Here is a 21,959-nt window from a genome sequence, read left to right as displayed (position 1 = left end):
GCGTGCCGTCGAGTGCGCGTTGCGCGAGAGCGAAAGGAGACGCGGCGACAACGCGGCGCGGAAGCGGCGGGAGGAGGCGGCAAAGTTCTTGCAGTCGATGCGCGGCGAAGGATAATAGAGGTCTCAGCGCATCTTGGCGCAAGCAGGCCAGGAGCCTCCCCGGCCTTGGTCGCGACTCACACAATTATTCATCGAACAGGACACGCAGCAATGCCGAAACGACGTGGGCAGACTCTCCCGAGCCAGGCAGACTATCCGATCGTCGGCATCGGCGCATCGGCCGGCGGGTTGAGTGCGCTCCTGGAATTCTTCGAGGCGCTGCCGGCGCACACGTCGATGGCGTTCGTCGTGGTCGTGCACCTGGCGCCCGATCACGAAAGCAATCTGGCTTCCCTGCTGCAGAAGGCCACCGGCATGCCCGTGCTGCAGGTGACGACCGCCACGCCGATTCAGCCCGACCATGTCTACCTGATCGCGCCGTCGCTCGAACTGACGATGGTCGACGACTACCTGCGCGTTGCGCCCAGCCGGCCCGAAGAAGGCGGGCGCAGGGCCGCCATCGACCTGTTCTTCCGCACGCTCGCGGAAACCCACCGCGAACGCGCGATCGGCATCGTGCTGTCCGGCGCGGGCTCGGACGGCTCCGTCGGGCTGTCGCGCGTCAAGGAAATGGGCGGCATCACGTTCGCGCAAGACCCGGCCGAAGCGGAATACGACAGCATGCCGCGCAGCGCCATCGCCACCGGCATGGTCGACTTCGTGCTCACGGCGGCCGAGATGCCGCAGCGGCTGCTGGATCTGTGGCTGACCGCGAAGGAAATTCACCTGCCCGCCGTCGAAGACGAGGAGCGCCAGGAAGACTTGATGAACGAGTCGGCCGAGCGTGCGTTGCGCGAGATCATGATCATCCTGCGCACGCGCACCGCGCACGATTTTCGTCATTACAAGCGGGCGACCGTGCTGCGCCGGATCGAGCGCCGCCTGCAGGTGAACGGCATCACCGATCTCCAGGCGTATCGCGACTATCTCCATCTGCACCCGGACGAAACCCAGGCGCTGCTGCAGGACATGCTGATCAGCGTCACGAACTTCTTCCGCGACAAGGAAACGTTCGACGTGCTGGAGCGCGAAGTCCTGCCCCAGTTTTTCGAGGGGCGCGGCGAGCAGGACCGCATCCGCGTCTGGTCCGTCGGCTGTGCGACCGGCGAAGAAGCGTATTCGCTCGCGATGCTGCTGCAGGAACGGTCGCTGAAGTCGTCCGAGGGCATTTCGTTCCAGGTCTTCGCGACCGATATCGACGAGCGGGCGATCTCCTTCGCGCGTGCCGGCCTCTATCCCGACTCGATTCTCGCCGACGTGACGGCGGGCCGCGTGCGCCAGTTCTTTTCGAAGGACGCCGCGCACTATCGGATCAAGAAGGAACTGCGCGAGCATATGCTGTTCGCGCACCACAACGTGCTGAGCGACCCGCCGTTCTCGCGGCTCGACCTGATCTGCTGCCGCAATCTGCTGATCTATCTGGATCGCGAGGCCCAGATCGAGATCCTGAAGATGTTCCACTTCGCGCTGCGTCCGGGGGGCGTGCTGTTCCTCGGCAGTTCGGAGTCGGCCGACAGCGTCAGCTCGATGTTCAGCGTGATCGACAAGCGCAACCGCATCTATCGCGCGAACGTGGCGGTGCGCGGCGACACGCCGATGCCTGTCGCGATCACCGGAACGATGAGCGCGCGGCCGGTCGTCGCGACGGTGCAGCTGCCGGGGCGCCGCCGCTTCTCGTTCGGCGACCTGCACCAGCGCCTCGTCGAGCAATACGCGCCGCCGAGCGTGCTCGTGAACCGCGACTCCGAAATCGTCCACCTGTCCGATCGCGCGGGGCGGTTCCTGCAGTATTCGGGCGGCGAGCCGTCGCACAACATCATCGCGGCGGTGCGCCCCGAACTGCGGCTCGAACTGCGCACCGCGATCTACCAGGCGCTGCACACGAACCGCAGCGTGGAAGCGCGGCGCGTGAGGATCGAGCGCGACGCGCGGTCGTATTTCGTCAACATGACGGCGCGCCCGGTGCACGACCCCGAAGCCAATGCGGATTTCGTGCTGGTGCTGTTCGATGAAGTCGAAGACAGCATGAGCAGTGGGGAGACCGCGACGGCCGACACGCAGAAGGACCCGATCATCACCCAGCTCGAGCGCGAGCTGCAGCGCACCAAGGAGCAGCTGCAGTCGACGATCGAGCAATCGGAAACGTCGACGGAAGAGCTGAAGGCCTCCAACGAGGAGCTGCAGGCCATCAACGAGGAGCTGCGTTCGGCGACGGAAGAGCTCGAGACCAGCAAGGAGGAACTGCAGTCGATCAACGAGGAGCTGACCACCGTCAACGCCGAGCTGAAGTCGAAGGTCGAGGAAACCGGCAAGATCAACGACGACCTGCAGAACCTGATCGCGGCGAACGACATCGGCACGATCTTCGTCGATCGCAATATCTGCATCAAGCGCTACACGCCGCGCGCGACGGACGTGTTCAGCATCATTCCGTCCGACATCGGCCGGTCGCTGCTCGACATCACGCATCGGCTCGAATACGACAAGCTCGCCGACGACGCGGCCGAGGCGTTCGATTCGCTGCGCCTGATCGAGCGCGAGCTGAAGAGCAACGACGGGCGCTGGTATCTCGCGCGCTTCGTGCCGTACCGGACGACGGAAGACCGCATCGACGGCGCGGTGCTGTCCTTCATCGACATCACGGACCGGCGGCGGGCGGAAGAACGGCTGCGCGAAGGCGAGCGGCGCATGCGGATCGTGACCGAGGGCACCAAGGACTACGCGATCATCACGTTCGACGACGACGGCGTCATCACCAGCTGGAATGCGGGCGCGGAACGGATCTTCGGGTACGCCGCAGCGGAAATGATCGGGCAGTCCGCCGAGGTGCTGTCGACCGACGAGGACCGGGCCGGCCACGTTGCCGAGCGCGAGTTCGCGCAGGCGCGCGCGAACGGGCGCATCGAAGAGGCGCGTTGGCACCGGCGCAAGGACGGCACCCGTTTCTTCGCGAGCGGCGTGTTGTCGCGTCTCGACGAGCCGGGCGTCAGCGGGTTTGCAAAAATCGCCCGCGATCTCGGGGAATCCACCCAGGCCGCCACGGCCGGCCGCGACGCACAGGTCGAACAGCTTCGCGTTACCCGCGAGCAGGATGCCGAGCGGCGTCGCGACGAATTCCTCGCCGTCGTCTCCCACGAGCTGAAGAACCCGCTCAACCTCATTTCGGCGAGCGCGGAGCTGATCGCGCGTTCGCCGGAGGCGCGGCAAAGCCTGAACATCTCGCGCGCGACCGAGACGATCCGGCGCACCGTGATCGGCCAGGCGCAGATCATCGACGATCTGCTCGATGTGTCGCGCGTGCGGACCGGCAAGCTGTCCGTGGTGCGCACGCCCGTCGACATGCGCGAGATCGTGCGGCGCGTCGCCAGCGCCGTGCAGGACGAATCGAACCAGCGCGGCCTCGCGCTCCAGGTCGCGATGACCGAGTCGCCCGTCATCATCCTCGCGGACCTCACGCGCATCGAGCAGGTCGTCTGGAACCTGATCAGCAATGCGCTGAAGTTCACGAGCCACGGCAGGGTGGACGTGTCGCTGCAGGTCAACGGCCATGCGGAGGCCGTGCTGCGCGTGGCCGATACCGGCAGCGGCATCGAGCCGGCGCTGTTGCCGCACATCTTCGACATGTTCCGCCAGAGCCGCGACCCGGCCGCACGCCGCGCCGGCCTCGGCATCGGCCTCGCGCTGGTCCGGGAGCTGGTGAATCTCCATGGCGGCACGGTGCGGGCGGAGTCCGAGGGCGCCGGCCGCGGCGCGACGTTCACGGTCACGCTGCCGACGCATCGCGCGCATGCCGATGCGAATGCGGCCGGCGGGATGCTCGCCGAATCGTTGCATGGCTTGCATATCCTGATGGTCGACGACGATACGGAGACGGTCGAGACCTTCAAGCTCCTGCTGGAAAGCGAAGGCGCGATCGTTCGGACGGCGACCAGCGGCGAACAGGCGCTGTCGATGCTCGACGGCAACGTGCCGGACGTCGTGCTGTCCGATATCGGCATGCCGGGCATGGACGGGCTGGCATTCGTCGGGAAGCTGCGCGAAGCGCCGGCCATGAAATCGGTGATCTGCATTGCGCTCAGCGGCTTCGGCCAGGAAGCCGACGTCAGGCTGGCCGAGCAGGCGGGCTTCGATGCGCACCTGAAGAAGCCCGTGACGCTCGAAAACCTGCAGTCCGTGTTCTCGCGGCTGCGCGGCTAGGGCCTGTTCCCGCTAATAACGGGCTTGCGCTGGCCGCCAGAAGGGCCGAGCGCGAGGAATGCGACGCGGCGAATACTGGACGTATTCGCAAGGAGCATGACGCGGCGATCGGCCCTTCTGGCGGCCAGCCCCAAGAATGAATTTTTAAGATCAGGGGAACGTGCCTTGCCGGCCGCATTGCGGCGTCGGGCGTCGCTTGTTTGGCTCGGCCAAACGGCGCTCCGTGCTCCTTGCACTGCGACCGGCAAGGCACGTTCGCAAGCCCGTTATTAGCGGGAACAGGCCCTTGCGCACGCCGACCCGGGCCGCGGGCGGAGCGTCGCCGTCGAAGCGGCGGCAGTGCGCGAGGATTGCGCAGGCGGCGCATACTGCAACTGGATGACATGCCGCGGGACGCGTCGCGACATGCGTTGCCCAGGCTCGGATGTCGGTTCCGACCCGTACCGAGCGACGGGAGCCCAGCGAGAAATGACGAACAGCATCGACAATCGCGACAAGGATGCGAAGGCGCAATTCGACGAAGCCGCCCGGCGGCTCGAGGCCGCGGAGGCCCGCTTGCAGGCGCTGTTTGCCAATCCGTTCGCGGACGAAACTGCGCGGCAAATGGCGCTGGAATCGTACCAGGAGGCTCGCCTGCTCTGGCTGAGCAGCGAAGCCGTATTGCGCAGCGCGGCGATCGTCGACGACCCGCCACGGTACGCGGGCAAGAGCATCGTGATTCTCCGGGGCAACCCGCACGTCGGGGAATCGATTGCGCTGTTATTGCGCTTGCGAGGATTCAGCACGACCGTGCTCCCGAAGCATCGCGTCGAGGAGACGGTCGCGCACGGGCCCGTCGCGGCGGTGATCGTCGACATCGAGCGAGATCCGGACAGGGCGCGCGTGCTTGCCGTCGACACGCTCAGGACGTACCCCGGCGCCCGTATCGTCGGCATGGTTCCGCAGACGCTGGCGCGCTGCGACTGGAGGGAGTTTCACACCGTCATCGTGAAGCCGGCCTCGATCGACATGATCGTGCGGGCCATCGCGGGCGATGCCGGGGCATCATAGGTAGCGAACCACGGATCGGCCGACAGCGTTGCGTCCTTCGGAGCTGGCTTTGCAGCGAACCTACTTCTACATCAACAGTGCGGCCGATGGCCATGTTCCGGAGCAGGAACTGATTGCGTTCGACAAGGCCGGCTACACCATCGTGCTCAATCGCATCGCAACCGATCATGTGCCGCCGCACGTCGCCGCGGCGGAGCGGCCCGAACTCAAGGGCCTGTTGAGACGCGCCGCGCCCGGCGATCTGCTGGTGGTGCTCGAACTCGCCGCGCTCGGGTGCAGCGCGCGGGATGTGCTGTCGACCCTGATGCATTGCCGCAGCGAAGGAATTTCGGTTCGATGCGTCGAACTCGGCAACGTTGACCTGGCCGGCCGTTCCGAACCGCAGGCGGTCAAAACGCTGAAGGCGATCGTCCGGATGGAGATCGTGACGAGGAGCCAGCGCAGCAGGGAAGGGTTGAAATCCGCGCAGGACAGCGGGCGACGCACCGGTCGGCCGGCGTCGCTTTCGCACCATGATCGGGAGCGCGTGATGCGCGCGCTCGACAAGGGCCTGTCGATCAGCGAGATCGCGCGCAGGTTCGGCACCTCGCGTCAAACCGTCATGCGGATCCGGGCGTCCGCTGCCGCGGCTGCTGCAGCGCAGCGCTGACGTTCCGGTGGCTTGCGGACGTCAACGCGCCGGCGCGCGGGCGGCCGCATAGCGCGCGTCGGTCAGCGTGCCGAGGAACGCGACGATGTCGTCGATCTCCGCGTCGGTCAGCGCGGGCGGCGTGCCGGGCCGGCGGTTCATCGGCGTCGAGTTGACGTTGATGTTGCCGCGATAGGCGGCCGGCACGTCGTCGAATGTTCCGGCCCCGTGATACCAGTGCTTCGGATCGGTCGAGCGCGTGTTGTAGAACGCGACCGCGTCGCGCAGCGTCGTGAACACGCCGTTGTGCATGAACGTCTGCTTGAGCGCGACGTTGCGCAGCCCCGGTGTGCGCAGGTAGCCGCACCATTGCGTCGGCTCGGGCCAGCGCAGCCGACGGGCGGTGTCGCACAGCCCGTTGTCGAAATGACGCGGATCGCGGTTCGCCGGCAGTGCGCGGTTGCGCGGCACCGCGATTGCGTCGTAGCCGAAATCGGTGAAGAGTGAACGCTCCGGTCGGCTCGACGTCTCCGACAGCGTGTGGCAGCTCATGCAGTTGCCCTTGTCCGGATTCCGGAACAGCGCGAGGCCGCGCATCTCGGCCGGCGCGAGCGGCTTGCGCGTGCGCAGGAACGCGTCGAAACGCGACGTGAACGGCGCCATCTCGTCGCTCTGCAGATACGCCTGGACCGCCGCGCCGAGCGCGCGCACCATGCGCTCCGGATCGCGCCGCACGCCGTCGCCGAAGCGCGCGGCGAGATCGGGCGCGAGTTCGGTTGCATCGACCTTGCGCAGCAGCGCGGCCGGCGACCGGTTGTTCATCTCGTTCGGATCGAACAGCGGCCCGCGGATCTGCTCGGCGAGCGTATCCGCGCGGCCGTCGCCGAACAGGCCGCCGAACGGCGACGGTGCGGGCGCGTCGTCGTCCCGGTAGAAGTGGCGGCGCGGTACGTAGCGCACATAGAGCAGCGACGGTGCGTTGCGCTGGCTGAAACGCCCGGGCCGGCTGCCTTCCGGCACGCCGGGCCCCGCGAGCGAGGCGGCCGACAGCGTCGGCGCGAACGCGCGGCCCGGGTCGTGGCAGCCCGCGCACGACATGCCGCGCGGCTCGGACAGCCTTGAATCGAAGAAGATCCGGCGGCCGAGCGCGACGAGCGTCGGGTCGGGTGCGAAGCGCGCGGTCGCCGCATCGATCTTGCCCGTCACCTGCGGCGTGCCGTTGCCGATCGTGTCGACGACGCGCGCGGGCGGGGCGCCAGGCAGGAGCACGGTGTCGGACGGCGCGGCGCGGCTGGCAAGCGGGGCGGCGGCGGCAAGCGTCGCGGCCGCGAGCAGGGCCGTGAGGGCCGGGCGGGCAGATTGACCGGAGCGGCCGGAGCAGCCGGAGCGGCCGCTGCGTGCAGAACCTTTCGTCACGGCGCGATGAACCCCGTCTTGTCGCAGGCGAGCGTGGTGCCCGACTGGTTGCACGACGCGAGCAGCTTGCCGGCCGCCGAATACGCATGGAATATCCAGCCGGTCGCCGGGGCGGCCCGGCGTTCCATGATCAGGAAGCCGAAGCTGTTGTTGTGCGACAGCCGCTCGATCACGGCCCCCGGTGCGGGCGACAGGCCGGCCGGGAACGGGTCGGGCAGCGCGACGTCGAGACTGTCGCCGCCGTTGCCGGACACGATCGTCGCCGGGTGCCCGGACGAGAAGTTGATCGCCTGGAAATCGTGCACGTGCCCGTGCAGCGCCACGTGCACGCCGGGCGGGTAGTACGCCTGTGCGTTGAGGCTCGACATCACCGACTGCAACGCGAGGTTGCCGGGCGCGGGCGTGCTGCCGGCGATCGGCGCGAACGCCAGGATCGGATGATGGTTCGTGAAGATCGTCGTCGTCATGCCGGCCTTCGACGCGAGCGCGGCGACCGTCTGGAACTGCTTCTGGTAGATGCCGAACTGCGCGTCGGTCGTCTTGAGCGGCGTGCGGCCGACCTTCGAGGTGTCGAACACGATCACCTGCGAGCCGCCGCCGAGCGATACCGCATAGGGCTCCGAATAGTTCGCGTTGTTGTCGTTGGCCGGATCGTCGCACGAGCGCACAGCCGAATACGGGCGCGGGTCGAGGAAGCGGAACCAGCCCTGGCCCGCGCGTGCGCATTCCTCGTGGTTGCCGCGCACGACGACCCACGGGGCCTTCGCGAGCAACGGCGCGGCCGGGCGGAACAGGTCGGCCTGCCACGTATCCCAGCCATAGCCCCACGGGCTGTCCTTGCAGCCGGCGATGTCCGGCGGGCATGCGTTTTCGCGGTAGTGGTAGTCGCCGATGTGCATCACCAGGTCGGGCGACAGCTTCGCGACGCTGGCTGCGATTGTGTCGAGCGGCCAGACCGTCGCGTCGTTGCATGCCTGCCATGCGTTGTCGGCTTTCTTCATGCGGCAGCCGGTGTCGGCGATGATCGCGATGCGTTGCGGCTGCGCCTTCGGCAGCGGCAGTGTGCGGCCCGCGACGCTCGCCGCCTGCGCGCCGGCCGGCAGCGTCGCCTCGCAGACGGACACCGGAAAGCTCGACGGCTTCGAGTCCGCCGGGGCGCTCGCGGTCGGGCGCTGCGGCGCGGTGGCCGCGCCCGCGCGCAGCGACATGCGCGACAGCTTGCCGTCGACGACGAGCTGCGGGCACAGCGGATCGCCGGCGGATGCCGGCACGAAGTTGGTGACGACGCGCGCGATCGCCTGGTTCGTATCGCCGATCTCGACCCATGCGGCCTGGACATTGACCGACGCACTCGCCGGATCGTCCGGCGAATCGATGTGGTTCGAGCACGCCGGCAGCGTCGCGAGGGCCGCAATCGCCGCCAGCGAGACCAGGGGCGCGGTCACGGCGCGCAGGGAGAGTCGTCGCATGGTGGTCACCGGTGAAAAGCCGTCAACATACGCAGCGCGAATGTAAGAAATATGAAAACGATTCGGCGGGGCGCAGCGATTCGGCGCGCCGTCGACGCATTGTGCGCGATTCGGCGATCGCGGCTTCGGTCGATCCCCTGCGTGGCGTTCGCCGCGAAGCGCTAGTCAGTGGGCAGCCGGTGTGTCCCGAGTTGCCGACGCGGCAATCATCGCGCCATTCCGGGCATGCGGGCCTTGCTCTAGCAGCGTCTCGACCACGCTCTTGTAGGAAGTCCCGCTGCCTTCAGCCTGGTTCGCGTGGAAGTTGAAGTCGAGCGAGATCCAGTACTGCAATTTCGACGCGTAGTTGTCCGGGTATTGTGCTTGCTCGATCGCCGGCAGGCCCTTGTAGTGCTTGAGCACTTCGGCAAAGAAGCCGTTCTGCTTCCCGGTTCCTTGATATTCGAGATCGCCTTGCGCAATGACCCGAACGCGCCAGGCCTGTTCCTGATCGTAGGCTTCGTGCCAGGCTGCATGCCGCTCGTTGACGGTAAATTTGCCGCTGTCGTCATAGGCAATGGCATCCAGCTGCTCGCGAGACATGCCCTTGAACGGGTTGGCGCCGATGCCATGGGAAAAGTCCGTTGCTTGCCTGGCCAACGCCAAAGCTTGCGGGTCGTCCGATTTCGGGAGCTCGGCATCGTGTTTGGCCCTGTTCGCGGCCCAGGTCTCGCCGGCGATTTCATCAACGATGGTTTCGGCCCTTGCGCCCAGTTCTTTTCGGCCGGGTGTGCCATTGCGTGCTTGAGCGCGCCACGAGACGGTAACGGAACCTGCTTTGGTCGCGGCGCCGGTAGACGATTTTTCCTGACTTGGTGCGGATTGAGCCTGAGTTGGCGTATACCGCGGCGTGCTGCTGGTGTTGCTGGTGATGGCGATCGCCATGAAACCCTCGTTGTTGTTGGAATATGCGCCCGACGACGTGCTCTCAGGACTGTCGAAATGGAGTTGGTGGATTCTCATCAACCCCGGGCATCATTTGCTTCATGTCGAATTCGGCTGCCAGCCATGCAGTCGGTCTTGCTTTCAATCCATGAAGGGTAGTCGCAAGAAAGATTAACGGCAGCTGACTGCCAGGGTTTAGGCCACTCGCAAAATCAATTGACCGTTGTCGTCGGGCTGGCCGCGCTTCCGCCCCCGTCTTGTTTCGAAGGGCGTTTGCGCCGATGGCGTCCGCCGCCGCTTGACTTCAAGCCGGCTTGAAGCAGCACACTGGCGGCTCGCCTTTCGAGGGCAAATCCACAGGAAACACGATCATGAACCACACCCAGCCAGCCAACGGCGAACTGGCCGCACTCTGGAACGGCCCGTCGGGGCGCGCCTGGGTCGAGACGCAGGCGCCGATCGACCGGATGTTCGAGCCGTTCGAGGAACTGCTCGTCGAAGCGGCCGCGGCCACGGGCGCGCGGCAGGTGCTCGACGTCGGCTGCGGCACGGGCGCGGTCACGGTTGCGATCGCGCGGCGGCTCGGCGCGCAGGGGCACTGCACCGGCGTCGACGTATCGGCGCCGATGCTCGACGCGGCGCGGGCGCGCGCCGAGCGCGCAGGCGTGGGCGCCGGGTTCGTCCGCGCGGATGCGCAGACGCACGCGTTCGAGCCCGCGAGCGTCGACCTGATCGTGTCGCGCCTCGGCGTGATGTTCTTCGACGATCCGGTTCGCGCGTTCGCGAATCTGCGGCATGCGGCCGCCGACGGCGCGCGGTTGTGCGCGATCGCCTGGCGCAGCGCGGCAGACAATCCGTTCATGACGATCGCCGAGCGGGCCGCGGCGCCGTTGCTGCCGGGCCTGCCGCCCCGCATGCCGGGCGCGCCCGGACAGTTCGCGTTCGGAGACGGGGAGCGGGTCGCGGCGATGCTCGACGCGAGCGGCTGGAGCGGCATCGACCTTCGGCCGATCGACGTACGATGCGTGCTGCCGACGCACGCATTGGCCGATTACGTGTCGCGGCTCGGCCCCGTCGGCCTCGCGCTGCGCGACGTGGACGACGCGACGCGCGTGCGCGTGGTCGAAACGGCTTGTGCGGCGTTCGAGCGTTATGTGCACGGCGACGAGCTGCGTTTCGACGCCGCGTGCTGGATGATCCGCGCGCACAAGCACGCCGCGTAGGGCGGTTCGGGGCGCTGCCGCTTCCGTCGGCGCGAGCGCGCCGGGACGCGCATTACAATCGCGTCTTCGGCTTCGTCGCAAGGATAAAGAACGATGAGTGCGGAGATGGAGGACGACGACCTCGGCCGGTTCGCGGCGCATGGCGCCGCGCCGCTGCCGACGGCCGGCGAGCAAGGATGGCTCGAACACGACGGCGCGCGCATCTGGCATGCGTGCTACGGAGACGGCCCGCCGGTGATCCTGCTGCACGGCGGCCTCGGCCACAGCGGCAACTGGGGCAACCAGGTGCCGGCGCTGCTCGCGGCCGGCTACCGTGCAATCGTGATTGACAGCCGCGGCCACGGCCGCAGCACGCGCGACGCCCGCCCTTATTCCTACGAACGCATGGCGTCGGACGTCCTCGCGGTGCTCGATGCACTGCACGTCGACCGTGCACGCTTCGTCGGCTGGAGCGACGGTGCGTGCATCGCGCTCGTGCTGGCTTCCAGGGCTCCCGCACGCGTGGAAAGCGTGTTCTTCTTCGCATGCAACATGGACCCGGGCGGCGTGAAGGCGATGGCGCCGAGCGCGGTGGTCGACCGCTGCTTTGCCCGGCACCGGAACGATTACGCGGCGCTGTCGGCGACGCCGGACGGCTTCGAGCCGTTCGTCGCGGCCGTCAGCGAAATGATGCGCACGCAGCCCGACTACTCGGCGAAGGAACTCGCCGCGATCGACGTGCGCGTCGCGATCGTGCTGGGCGAACACGACGAATTCATCCGGCCCGAGCATGCGGCGTACCTGGCGCGCACGATCCCGGGCGCGACGCTGACGATCCTGCCCGGCGTGAGCCATTTCGCGCCGCTGCAGCGACCCGCGCGGTTCAACGCGGCGCTGCTCGCGTTCCTTGGTTAGGGCTCCCGTCGCGCGCGCAGCATCAGCCATGCGCATCCGGCCGCGACCATCGCCAGCCCGCCGAGCACCGCTTCGACGCCGAGCGCGAAGCCGCCGGGCATCTCGCCGAGGTTCGATCCGGGCGACTGCCCGGCGAACATCGCGCCCGCGCCGCCGATCAGCAGCGCCGCGCAGACGATCCAGTAGACCTTGCCGCGCCGTCCGGCCGCCCGAATTCGCCAAAGCGCAAGCCCGAGCCCCGCGAGATACAGCAGCGCGAACGTGCCGAGCGCGATGGTGTCGCCGACGAGATCGTGCGACACGCCGCTCATCGCGCGCCTGCGGAAACGAAGCCCGCCGTCATTGCGCCTGCGTCGTCGCATGCCCCGGCGCGCGGCTCAGCAGGTGCGTGCGCTTGTCGGCCGCGAGCGACGGCGGGACGACCTGCGGCCTGAACGTCGTTTGGGACAAGGGACGGGAGTCTGACATGGTTGGCATCGAGAAGAGAGGCACGAGACGGAACGCCGGCCGCCGCACGCATTCGCGCGGCAAGCCCGGATGCGGCGGACTCGCGTGATGTTACCCCGTGAACGGGAAGCGCATCCGCTCGCGCGCGCCGCATCGGGGAATCCCTGAGTCGCTGGAAATTTATTTTTTTCCTAATGTGGATTGTGTAAGTTTACTTTCACTTTCATTTGCCTGACCGTCGCCGTCATGCCGACACCTGATTCGTCCACCGCGTCCGATGCCGAACCGTCGATCGCCGAGCGGATCGCGTCGGCGATGCCGTTGATGACGCCGATCCACCGGCGCATGGGCGAGTTCGTGCTCGCGAATCCGTTCCGCGCGGCGACGATGCGCATCGACGAACTCGCGCAGGCCGTGAATGCGTCGATCGCGACCGCGAACCGCTTCGCGAAGGCGCTCGGTTTCGATGGCTATCCGGCGATGCGCGCCGCGCTCGTGCGCGGCTTCGAGGCGACGCTCGGGCCGGTCGAGCGGCTGCGTTCCGCGCAGGAGCAGGAGTCCGGGGTGCGCGGCGCCGCATGGATCGACGCGGTATTCGACCAGGCCGTCGCGAACATCGGGAACACGCGCGCGCAACTGGACGCGGCCGATGTCGAGGCCGCGGTCGAGGCGATCGTCGGCGCGCGGCGCGTGCTGATCCTCGGCGCGGGGTCGAGCGCGTTCCTCGCCGGGCTGATGGAGCACGGGCTGTCCGTCTGCCACGACAACGTGCAGTCGCTCGCGCTGCTCGGCGGCCCGTCGCACGCGGCCCGGCGGCTCTATACGGCCGACGCGCGCGATCTCGTGATCGCGCTCGCGTTTCCGCGCTACGTGAAGGACACGATCGAACTGGCCCGCCGCGCGGCCGCGCGCGGTGCACGCGTACTCGGTATCTCCGACGGCCCGCAATCGCCGCTTGCGCCGATCGCGTCGCTGAACCTGTACGTCAAGGCCGAACGGCGCTTCGCGGCCACGTCGGAAGCAGCGGTGCTCGCGATGATCGAGGCGCTGATCGACGCGGTCGCGCTGCGCACGCACCGGTCCGCGAAATCCGCCGCCGAGATGACCGAATTCCTGCTGCCGTGGCTCATGCAGCCGCAAGCGACGCAGCCGGCCGCCAACCCTTCTTCCCACCGTCCGGAAAAAACATGACTTCACCCGCGATCGTTGCGATTCACGGCGGCGCAGGCACGATCCTGCGCGATGCGATGGATTCCGACACCGAACGTCAGTACCGTGCCGAGTTGACCGCGATCCTGACGGCCGCCCAGCAGGTGCTGGCCGACGGCGGCAGCGCGCTCGACGCCGTCACCGTCGCGGTGCGGATGCTCGAGGACTGTCCGCTGTTCAACGCCGGGCGAGGTGCCGTCTATACGGCCGAAGGCAAGCACGAACTCGACGCGGCGATCATGGATGGCGCGACGCTCGGCGCCGGTGCGATCTGCTGCGCGACGCGCGTGCGCAACCCGGTGCTCGCCGCGCGGCGCGTGATGGAGGCGAGCGAACACGTGCTGTTCGCCGGCGCGGGCGCCGATGCGTTCGCGGCCGCACAGGGGCTCGAACTCGCGGAGCCCGGCTATTTCGACACCGAAGCGCGTCACGCGCAATGGGTCAGGGCGCGCGCGGCAGCCGGCGCGATGCTCGACCATGACGCGGCGACGTTCGCGTTCGGCAAATCGCCATCGCAATCGCAGCCGGCCGAGCCGCTCGACCCGGACCGCAAGCACGGCACGGTCGGCGCGGTCGCGTGCGACCGCCACGGCCACATCGCGGCGGCGACGTCGACGGGCGGCATCACGAACAAGCAGCCGGGGCGCGTCGGCGATTCGCCGATCATCGGCGCAGGCTGCTATGCGGACGATGCGACCTGCGCGGTGTCGTCGACGGGCACCGGCGAGATGTTCATCCGGCTCGCGACCGCGCATGACGTTGCCGCGCAGATCGCGTATCGCGGCGCGTCGCTCGCCGATGCCGCGCACGACGTCGTGATGAACAAGCTGCCGCGCCTCGCGGGCCGCGGCGGGATCATCGCGGTCGACGCGCAGGGCAACGTCGCGATGCCGTTCAACACCGACGGGATGTACCGCGGCTATGCGCGCGTCGGTGAAGCGCCGGTGGTCGGCATCTACCGCGACGACGCGGCCTGATTCCGTTTCGCCCCCGATGCAGGAGACGCACGCATGACTCCGAACCGAACTCCGCCCGCACTCGCCTTGCCCGAGCAGCGCGTGGTGGCCGTCGACGACCTGTCGGTCACGTTCCGCCGCGAAGGCGCGACGTTCGACGCGGTGCGCAACGTGTCGTTTCACGTCGACCGCGGCGAGACGCTCGCGATCGTCGGCGAATCGGGCTCGGGCAAGTCGGTCACGTCGCTCGCGCTGATGCGGCTCGTCGAGCATGGCGGCGGCGCGATCACGAACGGGCGGATCGCGTTCCGCCGGCGCGGCGGCGCGCTCGTCGATCTTGCGCAGGCGAGCGGTGCGACGATGCGCGGCATTCGCGGCGCGGACATCGCGATGATCTTCCAGGAGCCGATGACGTCGCTGAACCCGGTGTTTACGGTCGGCGACCAGATCAGCGAGGCGATCGCGCTGCATCAGTCGAAGAGTGCATCGGAAGCGCGCGCGGAGACGCTGCGGCTGCTCGAGCTCGTGCGCATTCCGGAGGCGCGCCGCGTGTTCGCGCGCTATCCGCACCAGTTGTCGGGCGGGATGCGGCAACGCGTGATGATCGCGATGGCGCTGTCGTGCCGGCCCGCGCTGCTGATCGCCGACGAGCCGACGACCGCGCTCGACGTGACGATCCAGGCGCAGATCCTGCAGTTGGTGCGCGGGCTGCAGGACGAAATGAACATGGGCGTGATCTTCATCACGCACGACATGGGCGTGGTGGCCGAAGTGGCCGACCGCGTGCTCGTGATGTATCGCGGCGAGAAGGTCGAGGAGGGCGAATCGGATCGCATCTTCGCGGCGCCCGCGCATCGCTACACGCGCGCGCTGCTCGCGGCCGTGCCGAAGCTCGGCTCGATGCAGGGCACCGACGTGCCCGAGAAATTCCCGCTGCTGAAGGTGGAAGGCGCAAACACGGCAGCGCCGGCGACATCACCGGCGCCCGCACCGGCGGCGAACGACGATGCGCCGCCGGGCGTCGATCGATCCGCGTCGCCGATCCTGCGCGTGCGCGATCTCGTGACGCGCTTCCCGGTGAAGAGCGGCGTGTTCGGCCGCGTATCGCAATACGTGCATGCGGTCGAGCGTGTGAGCTTCGAGTTGCGCGCGGGCGAGACGCTCGCGCTGGTCGGCGAATCGGGTTGCGGCAAGTCGACCACCGGCCGCTCGCTGCTGCGCCTCGTCGAATCGCAGAGCGGCTCGATCGAATTCGACGGTCGCGACATCAGCGCGCTGAAAGGCGCCGACCTGCAGGCGCTGCGCCGGAACATCCAGTTCATCTTCCAGGACCCGTTCGCATCGCTGAACCCGCGCCTGACCGTGGGCTTCTCGATCATGGAGCCGCTGCTCGTGCACGGCGTCGCGAGCGGCCGCGAAGCGCAGGCGCGGGTCGACTGGCTGCTCGACAAGGTCGGCCTGCCGCCCGAGGCCGCGCGCCGCTATCCGCATGAATTCTCGGGCGGCCAGCGCCAGCGGATCGCGATCGCGCGTGCGCTCGCGCTGAACCCGAAGGTCGTGATCGCCGACGAATCGGTGTCGGCGCTCGACGTGTCGGTGCAGGCGCAGATCGTCAACCTGATGCTCGACCTGCAGCGCGAGCTCGGCGTCGCGTATTTGTTCATCTCGCACGACATGGCCGTGGTCGAGCGCATCAGCCATCGGGTCGCGGTGATGTATCTCGGCCAGATCGTCGAGATCGGCCCGCGCCGCGCGGTGTTCGAGGCGCCGCAGCATCCGTACACGAAGAAACTGATGAGCGCGGTGCCGGTGGCCGACCCCGCGCGCCGGCACGCACCGCGCCAGCTCGCGGCGGACGAAATCCCGAGCCCGATCCGCGCGGCCGGCGACGAGCCGGTCGTCGCGCCGCTCGTCGCGGTCGGCCCCGATCACTACGTCGCGACGCACCGCGTCGGCGGCGCGTACTGAACGCGCGCAGGTTGCCATGGACCGCAGCTGCGCACGCGCCAGGCAGAGACGGTTGTTTCCCGAGCGGAGGCAGTCATTCCGCGATTCCCACCACGCGTCACCGAATCACGCACAGGAGCCAGCCCACATGAACAAATCGCTTTCGTTCCCGATGTTCCGTCCACGCGCACTGCTCGCAGCGGGTGCCGGCGCGCTCGCGCTGTCGGCCGCGGTGCCCGCGTTCGCGCAGCAGACCGCGGTGATGGCGGTGGATTCGACGTTCACGACGATGGATCCGTACGACGCGAACGACACGGTGTCGCAGGCCGTCGTCAAGTCGTTCTACCAGGGACTCTTCGGCTTCGACAAGGACATGAAGCTCGTCAACGTGCTCGCGACGGGCTACACGGCGTCGCCCGACGCGAAGGTCTACACGGTGAAGCTGCGCCAGGGCGTGAAGTTCCACGACGGCACCGATTTCAACGCGGCGGCCGTGAAGGCGAACTTCGACCGCGTGACCGATCCCGCGAACCACCTGAAGCGCTACAACATGTTCCGCGTGATCGAGAAGACCGAAGTGGTCGATCCGTACACGGTGAAGATCACGCTGCGCGAGCCGTTCTCCGCGCTGATCAACACGCTCGCGCACCCGTCGGCCGTGATGATCTCGCCGGCCGCGCTGAAGAAGTGGGGCCGCGACATCGCGCTGCATCCGGTCGGCACGGGCCCGTTCGAGTTCGTCGAATGGAAGCAGACCGACGACCTGAAGGTGAAGAAGTTCGCCGGCTACTGGAAGAAGGGCTACCCGAAGATCGACGCGATCGACTGGAAGCCGGTGGTCGACAACAACACGCGCGCGGCGCTGATCAAGACGGGCGAGGCCGATTTCGCGTTCCGCATTCCGTTCGAGCAGGCGGCCGACCTGAAGGGCAACCCGAAGGTCGACGTCGTGGAGCGGCCGTCGATCGTGCAGCGCTACGTATCGCTGAACCTGCAGCAGAAGCCGTTCGACAACCCGAAGGTGCGCCAGGCGCTGAACTATGCGGTGAACAAGGAAGCGCTCGCGAAGGTCGCGTTCGCCGGCTTCGCGACGCCGTCCACCGGCGTGGTGCCGCAGGGCGTCGACTACGCGACGAAGCCGGGCCCGTGGCCGTACGACCCGGCGAAGGCGCGCGCGCTGCTGAAGGAGGCCGGTTATCCGAACGGCTTCGAGACGACGCTGTGGTCCGCGTATAACAACTCGACGTCGCAGAAGGCGATCCAGTTCGTGCAGCAGCAGCTCGCGCAGGTCGGCGTGAAGGTGCAGGTGCAGGCGCTGGAAGCCGGCGAGCGCGTCGCGAAGGTCGAGAGCGCGCCGGATCCGGCGAAGGCGCCGGTGCGGATGTACTACATCGGCTGGTCGTCGTCGACCGGCGAGGCGAACTGGGCGATCACGCCGCTGCTCGCATCCGCGTCGAAGCCGCCGAAGCTGTTCAATACCGCGTACTACCAGAACGGGCTCGTCGACGAGGGGCTGGAGAAGGCGCTGTCGACGACCGATCACGCGAAGAAGGCCGAGTACTACGCGGGCGTGCAGAAGCAGATCTGGGCCGATGCGCCGTGGATCTTCCTCGTGCAGGAGAAGATCGTGTATGCGCGCAGCAAGCGGCTTCAGGGTGCGTACGTGATGCCGGACGGCTCGTTCAACTTCGACGAAATCTCGCTGAAGTAAGCGTATTCGGGCGCGTCACGGCGCGCCGCCCTGGTTCGGTGCCATCATGCTGAATTTTCTCGTCAAACGCCTGTTCGGCCTGCTGCCCACGCTCGTGATCGTCGCGGTGCTGGTGTTCCTGTTCGTCCACCTGCTGCCGGGCGATCCGGCGCGGCTCGCGGCCGGGCCCGAAGCCGACGACGCGACGGTCGCGCTGGTGCGCACCGATCTCGGCCTCGACCAGCCGATGCCCGCGCAGTTCGTGAACTTCTTCGTGAAGATCGCGCACGGCGATTTCGGCCTGTCGACCCGCAGCAAGCGGCCGGTATCGACCGAGATCGGCGAGCGCTTCATGCCGACGCTGATGCTGACGCTCGTCAGCATGGCGTGGGCGACGGCCTTCGGCATGGCGATCGGCATCGCGTCGGCCGTATGGCGCAACCGCTGGCCGGACCGCCTCGGCATGACGCTCGCGGTGTCGGGCATCTCGTTTCCCGCGTTCGCGCTCGGCATGCTGCTGATGGAGGTGTTCTCGGTGAAGCTCGGCTGGCTGCCCGTCGTGCCGGACGGTTCGTGGCGGAGCTACGTGCTGCCGTCGCTGACGCTCGGCGCGGCGGTCGCGGCCGTGATGGCGCGCTTCACGCGTGCGTCGTTCGTCGAGGTGCTGAACGAGGATTTCGTGCGCACCGCGCGCGCGAAAGGCGTGCACGAGCCGATGGTGGTGCTCAAGCACTGCCTGCGCAACGCGATGATCCCGGTCGTCACGATGATGGGGCTGCAGTTCGGCTTCCTGCTCGGCGGCTCGATCGTCGTCGAGGTCGTGTTCAACTGGCCGGGGCTCGGGCGCCTGCTCGTCGATGCCGTGACGATGCGCGATTACCCGGTGATCCAGGCGATCGTGTTGCTGTTTTCGCTCGAATTCATCCTGATCAACCTGACCGTCGACGTGCTGTACGCGGTCATCAACCCGACCATCCGGTTCAAGTGAGGCGCGCATGAACGCGACTGTCCAGACCGCGGCGCCGGCCGCACCGACCGCGATCCGCACGCCGTGGCGCGAATTCTGGCGCAAGTTCCGCAAGCAGACCGTCGCGCTCGTCGCGGGCGGTTTCGTGCTGGCGCTCGTCGTGCTGGCGTTCGTCGGCCCGCACGTCGTGCCGTTCGATCCGGAGAACTATTTCGACTACGACGCACTGAACGCCGGGCCGTCGGCCGTGCACTGGTTCGGCGTCGATTCGCTCGGCCGCGACATCTTCAGCCGGATCGTCACGGGCACGCGCATCTCGCTCGCGGCCGGCTTCTTCTCCGTCGCGCTCGGCGCGGTGATCGGCACGTTCTTCGGGCTGCTCGCCGGCTACTACGAAGGCTGGTGGGACCGCATCACGATGCGCGTGGCCGACGTGCTGTTCGCGTTCCCCGGCATCCTGCTCGCAATCGGCGTGGTCGCGATCCTCGGCAACGGGATGGTCAACGTGATCTGCGCGGTCGCGATCTTCAGCATCCCGGCGTTCGCGCGGCTCGTGCGCGGCAACACGCTGATGCTCAAGCACATGACCTATGTCGAGGCCGCGCGCAGCATCGGCGCATCGGACTGGACGATCATCATGCGGCACATCCTGCCGGGCACCGTGTCGTCGGTCGTCGTCTACTTCACGATGCGGATCGGCACGTCGATCATCACGGCCGCGAGCCTGTCGTTCCTCGGGCTCGGTGCGCAGCCGCCGACGCCCGAGTGGGGCGCGATGCTCAACGAGGCGCGCGCGGACATGGTGACGGCGCCGCACATCGCGATCTTCCCGAGCCTCGCGATCTTCCTGACCGTGCTCGCGTTCAACCTGCTCGGCGACGGGCTGCGCGACGCGCTCGATCCGAAGCTGGAGCGCCGCTGATGCGCATCGCACCGATGTGGACGGCGACGCTGCCGGCCGGGCCGCGCGGCACGATCGCCGACGTGCCGGGCGTGACGGTCGGCCATTGCACGCTCGATGCCGGCACCGTGCAGACGGGCGTGACCGTCGTGAAGCCGCATCCGGGCGACGTGTACCGCAGCAAGGTGCCAGCGGGCGTTGCCGTGATCAACGGTTTCGGCAAGAGCGTCGGGCTCGTGCAGGTCGACGAGCTCGGCACGCTCGAGACGCCGATCGCGCTGACCAATACGTTCGGCGTCGGCGCGCTCGCGCACGCGCAGATCCGCACGGCGATCGCGGCGAATCCGCAGGTCGGCCGCGACTGGCCGACCGTCAACCCGCTCGTGTTCGAGTGCAACGACGGCTATCTGAACGATATCCAGGCGTTCGCGGTCACGGCCGCGCATTACGACGACGCGTGCCGCGCGGCGTCGCGTGACGTCGCGCGCGGCGCGGTGGGGGCCGGGCGCGGGATGTCGTGCTTCGACCTGAAGGGCGGGATCGGTTCGGCGTCGCGCGTCGCCGTTGCGGCCGGCCGGCCCTATACGGTGGGCGCGCTCGTGCTCGCGAATTTCGGCCGGCTGCCGATGCTGACGCTCGGCGGCGTGCCGCTCGGGCGCATCGTGACCGCGCGCACGGCGGCGGAACAGGCCGCGCCGCCCGAGCAGGGCTCGATCATCCTGTTGCTGGCCACCGATGCGCCGCTCGACGCGCGGCAACTGTCGCGGCTCGCGCGCCGCGCGGGTGCGGGGCTGGCCCGCACGGGCTCGGTCTACGGGCACGGCAGCGGCGACATCGCGCTCGCATTCTCCACCGCCTACACGATTGCCCATGACGCGCAGTTCGTGACGCTGCCGGCGCTGCTCGCCGACAGCGTGCTCGATCCGCTGTTCATGGCCGCCGCCGAAAGCGTCGAGCACGCGATCGTCGACGCGCTGCTGCAAGCGGTGACCGTTACCGGGCGCGACGCTCATGTGCGGCAAGCGCTGCGCGATGCGGTGCCCGATCTCGATCGCCTGTTCAACGAAGGACCCGCCACGCATTCATGAAGATCCTGATTTCGACCGACATCGAAGGCGTCGCCGGCGTGTTCGCCGTCGAGCAGACGCGCGCCGGCAATCCGGAATACGAACGCGCGCGGCGCTGGATGACCGCCGAGGCGAATGCGGCGATCGAAGGCGCGTTCATGGGCGGCGCGCAGGCCGTGTGGATCAACGATTCGCACGGCGGCTTCCGCAACCTGCTGCCCGACGGGCTCGATGCGCGTGCGCGCGTCGTGCTCGGCAAGCCGCGCACGCTCGGGATGATGGCGGGCCTCGAACAGCAGCCCGATCTCGTGTTCATGATCGGCTATCACGCAAAATCGCAGACGCGCGGCATCCTCGCGCACACGATCAACAGCTTCGCGTTCACGCAGGTGTGGCTGAACGGCGTCGAGCTCGGCGAAGCCGGGCTGTACGGCGTGCTGGCCGCCGAATACGGCGCGCACGTCGCGCTGGCCACCGGCGACGACGTGTTCGCGGAAGAAACGCAGCCGCTGTTTCCGGAAGCGCATTTCGAGACGGTCAAGACGGCCGGCGGCGCGTCGTGCGGCAGCACGCTGACGCCCGCGGCCGCGTGCGCATGCATCGCGGCCGCGGCGCGCGAGACCGTCGCGGGCGCGGCGGCGGCCGGCCTGCGCGCCGGTGCCCGTCGGCCCGTGCCGGCCGCCTGCACGCTGCGTGTGCAGACGGCGGCGCTGGCCGACCTGTTCTGCGTGCTGCCGTCGCTCGAGCGCGTCGATGCGGTGACGCTGCGCTTCGACGGGCCTTCGGTCGAGCATGTGGTGCGCACGTTGAACAGCCTGTCCGCGATGTCGTTCATGCTGCGGTGATCGAAGGCGTCTTTGAGTGACAAATTCACC

Annotated in this window: 18 protein-coding genes; 13 read left to right on the top strand and 5 right to left on the bottom strand. The window is 68.1% G+C overall.

The window, feature by feature from the left end; genetic code table 11:
- Window positions 1-210 precede the first annotated feature (210 nt).
- From WT26_RS29020 to WT26_RS29010, 3 genes are all read left to right on the top strand, one after another.
- Window positions 211-4,296, top strand: coding sequence for a CheR family methyltransferase (locus WT26_RS29020; protein WP_069271361.1), 4,086 nt, complete (start codon window positions 211-213; stop codon window positions 4,294-4,296).
- A gap of 468 nt (window positions 4,297-4,764) precedes the next feature.
- Window positions 4,765-5,346: a hypothetical protein gene (locus tag WT26_RS29015; protein WP_069271360.1), complete on the top strand. Its 582-nt coding sequence runs from the start codon at window positions 4,765-4,767 to the stop codon at window positions 5,344-5,346.
- A 49-nt stretch (window positions 5,347-5,395) separates the two neighbouring features.
- A complete protein-coding gene (locus WT26_RS29010; protein WP_042587670.1) occupies window positions 5,396-5,995 on the top strand; it encodes a helix-turn-helix domain-containing protein in 600 nt (199 codons plus the stop codon).
- A gap of 21 nt (window positions 5,996-6,016) precedes the next feature.
- Here WT26_RS29010 and WT26_RS29005 read toward each other — a convergent pair whose 3' ends face one another.
- The 3 genes from WT26_RS29005 to WT26_RS38650 form a co-directional block, all read right to left on the bottom strand.
- On the bottom strand, window positions 6,017-7,309 hold the full coding sequence (locus WT26_RS29005) for a cytochrome-c peroxidase (protein WP_069275186.1): 1,293 nt from the start codon (window positions 7,307-7,309) through the stop codon (window positions 6,017-6,019).
- Between the two features lie 77 nt (window positions 7,310-7,386).
- Window positions 7,387-8,859 carry a metallophosphoesterase family protein gene (locus tag WT26_RS29000; RefSeq protein WP_069274571.1) on the bottom strand — a complete coding sequence of 491 codons (1,473 nt, stop codon included), beginning with the start codon at window positions 8,857-8,859 and terminating at the stop codon, window positions 7,387-7,389.
- 165 nt (window positions 8,860-9,024) lie between these two features.
- A complete protein-coding gene (locus tag WT26_RS38650) occupies window positions 9,025-9,783 on the bottom strand; it encodes a hypothetical protein (RefSeq protein WP_069271878.1) in 759 nt (252 codons plus the stop codon).
- A gap of 371 nt (window positions 9,784-10,154) precedes the next feature.
- On the opposite strand from WT26_RS38650, the gene WT26_RS28990 reads away from it, so the two are divergent.
- Together WT26_RS28990 and WT26_RS28985 are read left to right on the top strand one after the other, a co-directional pair.
- A complete protein-coding gene (locus tag WT26_RS28990; protein ID WP_069274570.1) occupies window positions 10,155-11,006 on the top strand; it encodes a class I SAM-dependent methyltransferase in 852 nt (283 codons plus the stop codon).
- A gap of 93 nt (window positions 11,007-11,099) precedes the next feature.
- Window positions 11,100-11,900 (top strand): alpha/beta fold hydrolase, encoded by an 801-nt coding sequence (locus WT26_RS28985; RefSeq protein ID WP_069274569.1) that lies wholly within the window; start codon window positions 11,100-11,102, stop codon window positions 11,898-11,900.
- On the opposite strand, the gene WT26_RS28980 is transcribed toward WT26_RS28985, so the two are convergent.
- Together WT26_RS28980 and WT26_RS38860 are read right to left on the bottom strand one after the other, a co-directional pair.
- Entirely contained in the window at window positions 11,897-12,211 is a 315-nt protein-coding gene (locus WT26_RS28980; RefSeq protein WP_042587683.1) for a membrane protein, read from the bottom strand. The genes WT26_RS28985 and WT26_RS28980 overlap by 4 nt on opposite strands.
- Window positions 12,212-12,239: 28 nt before the next feature.
- A complete protein-coding gene (locus WT26_RS38860; RefSeq protein WP_257786179.1) occupies window positions 12,240-12,368 on the bottom strand; it encodes a hypothetical protein in 129 nt (42 codons plus the stop codon).
- Window positions 12,369-12,593: 225 nt separating this feature from the next.
- On the opposite strand from WT26_RS38860, the gene WT26_RS28975 reads away from it, so the two are divergent.
- The 8 genes from WT26_RS28975 to WT26_RS28940 all read left to right on the top strand — a co-directional run bounded on the left by WT26_RS28975 (window position 12,594) and on the right by WT26_RS28940 (window position 21,929).
- Window positions 12,594-13,538, top strand: a complete 945-nt coding sequence (locus WT26_RS28975; RefSeq protein WP_081333779.1) for a MurR/RpiR family transcriptional regulator — start codon at window positions 12,594-12,596, stop codon at window positions 13,536-13,538.
- Complete coding sequence (locus tag WT26_RS28970) at window positions 13,535-14,533, top strand: isoaspartyl peptidase/L-asparaginase family protein (protein ID WP_069274568.1); 999 nt, start codon at window positions 13,535-13,537, stop codon at window positions 14,531-14,533. Before WT26_RS28975 ends, WT26_RS28970 begins: the two co-directional genes overlap by 4 nt.
- Window positions 14,534-14,566: 33 nt before the next feature.
- A complete protein-coding gene (locus WT26_RS28965) occupies window positions 14,567-16,480 on the top strand; it encodes a dipeptide ABC transporter ATP-binding protein (RefSeq protein ID WP_069274567.1) in 1,914 nt (637 codons plus the stop codon).
- Between the two features lie 127 nt (window positions 16,481-16,607).
- A complete protein-coding gene (gene gsiB / locus WT26_RS28960) occupies window positions 16,608-18,170 on the top strand; it encodes a glutathione ABC transporter substrate-binding protein GsiB (protein WP_069274566.1) in 1,563 nt (520 codons plus the stop codon).
- A 46-nt stretch (window positions 18,171-18,216) separates the two neighbouring features.
- A complete protein-coding gene (gene gsiC / locus WT26_RS28955) occupies window positions 18,217-19,137 on the top strand; it encodes a glutathione ABC transporter permease GsiC (protein ID WP_069274565.1) in 921 nt (306 codons plus the stop codon).
- 7 nt (window positions 19,138-19,144) lie between these two features.
- Window positions 19,145-20,038, top strand: coding sequence for a glutathione ABC transporter permease GsiD (gene gsiD / locus WT26_RS28950; RefSeq protein ID WP_059530337.1), 894 nt, complete (start codon window positions 19,145-19,147; stop codon window positions 20,036-20,038).
- A complete protein-coding gene (locus WT26_RS28945) occupies window positions 20,038-21,105 on the top strand; it encodes a P1 family peptidase (RefSeq protein ID WP_069274564.1) in 1,068 nt (355 codons plus the stop codon). The genes gsiD and WT26_RS28945 overlap by 1 nt, the downstream gene beginning before the upstream one ends.
- Window positions 21,102-21,929: a M55 family metallopeptidase gene (locus tag WT26_RS28940; RefSeq protein ID WP_069274563.1), complete on the top strand. Its 828-nt coding sequence runs from the start codon at window positions 21,102-21,104 to the stop codon at window positions 21,927-21,929. The genes WT26_RS28945 and WT26_RS28940 overlap by 4 nt, the downstream gene beginning before the upstream one ends.
- Window positions 21,930-21,959: the final 30 nt, after the last annotated feature.

The sequence above is a fragment of the Burkholderia cepacia genome (assembly GCF_001718835.1).
Lineage (GTDB): Bacteria > Pseudomonadota > Gammaproteobacteria > Burkholderiales > Burkholderiaceae > Burkholderia > Burkholderia cepacia_F.
The sequence above is the reverse complement of the archived record's forward strand: the minus strand, read 5'-3'. Positions and strand labels throughout refer to the sequence as shown.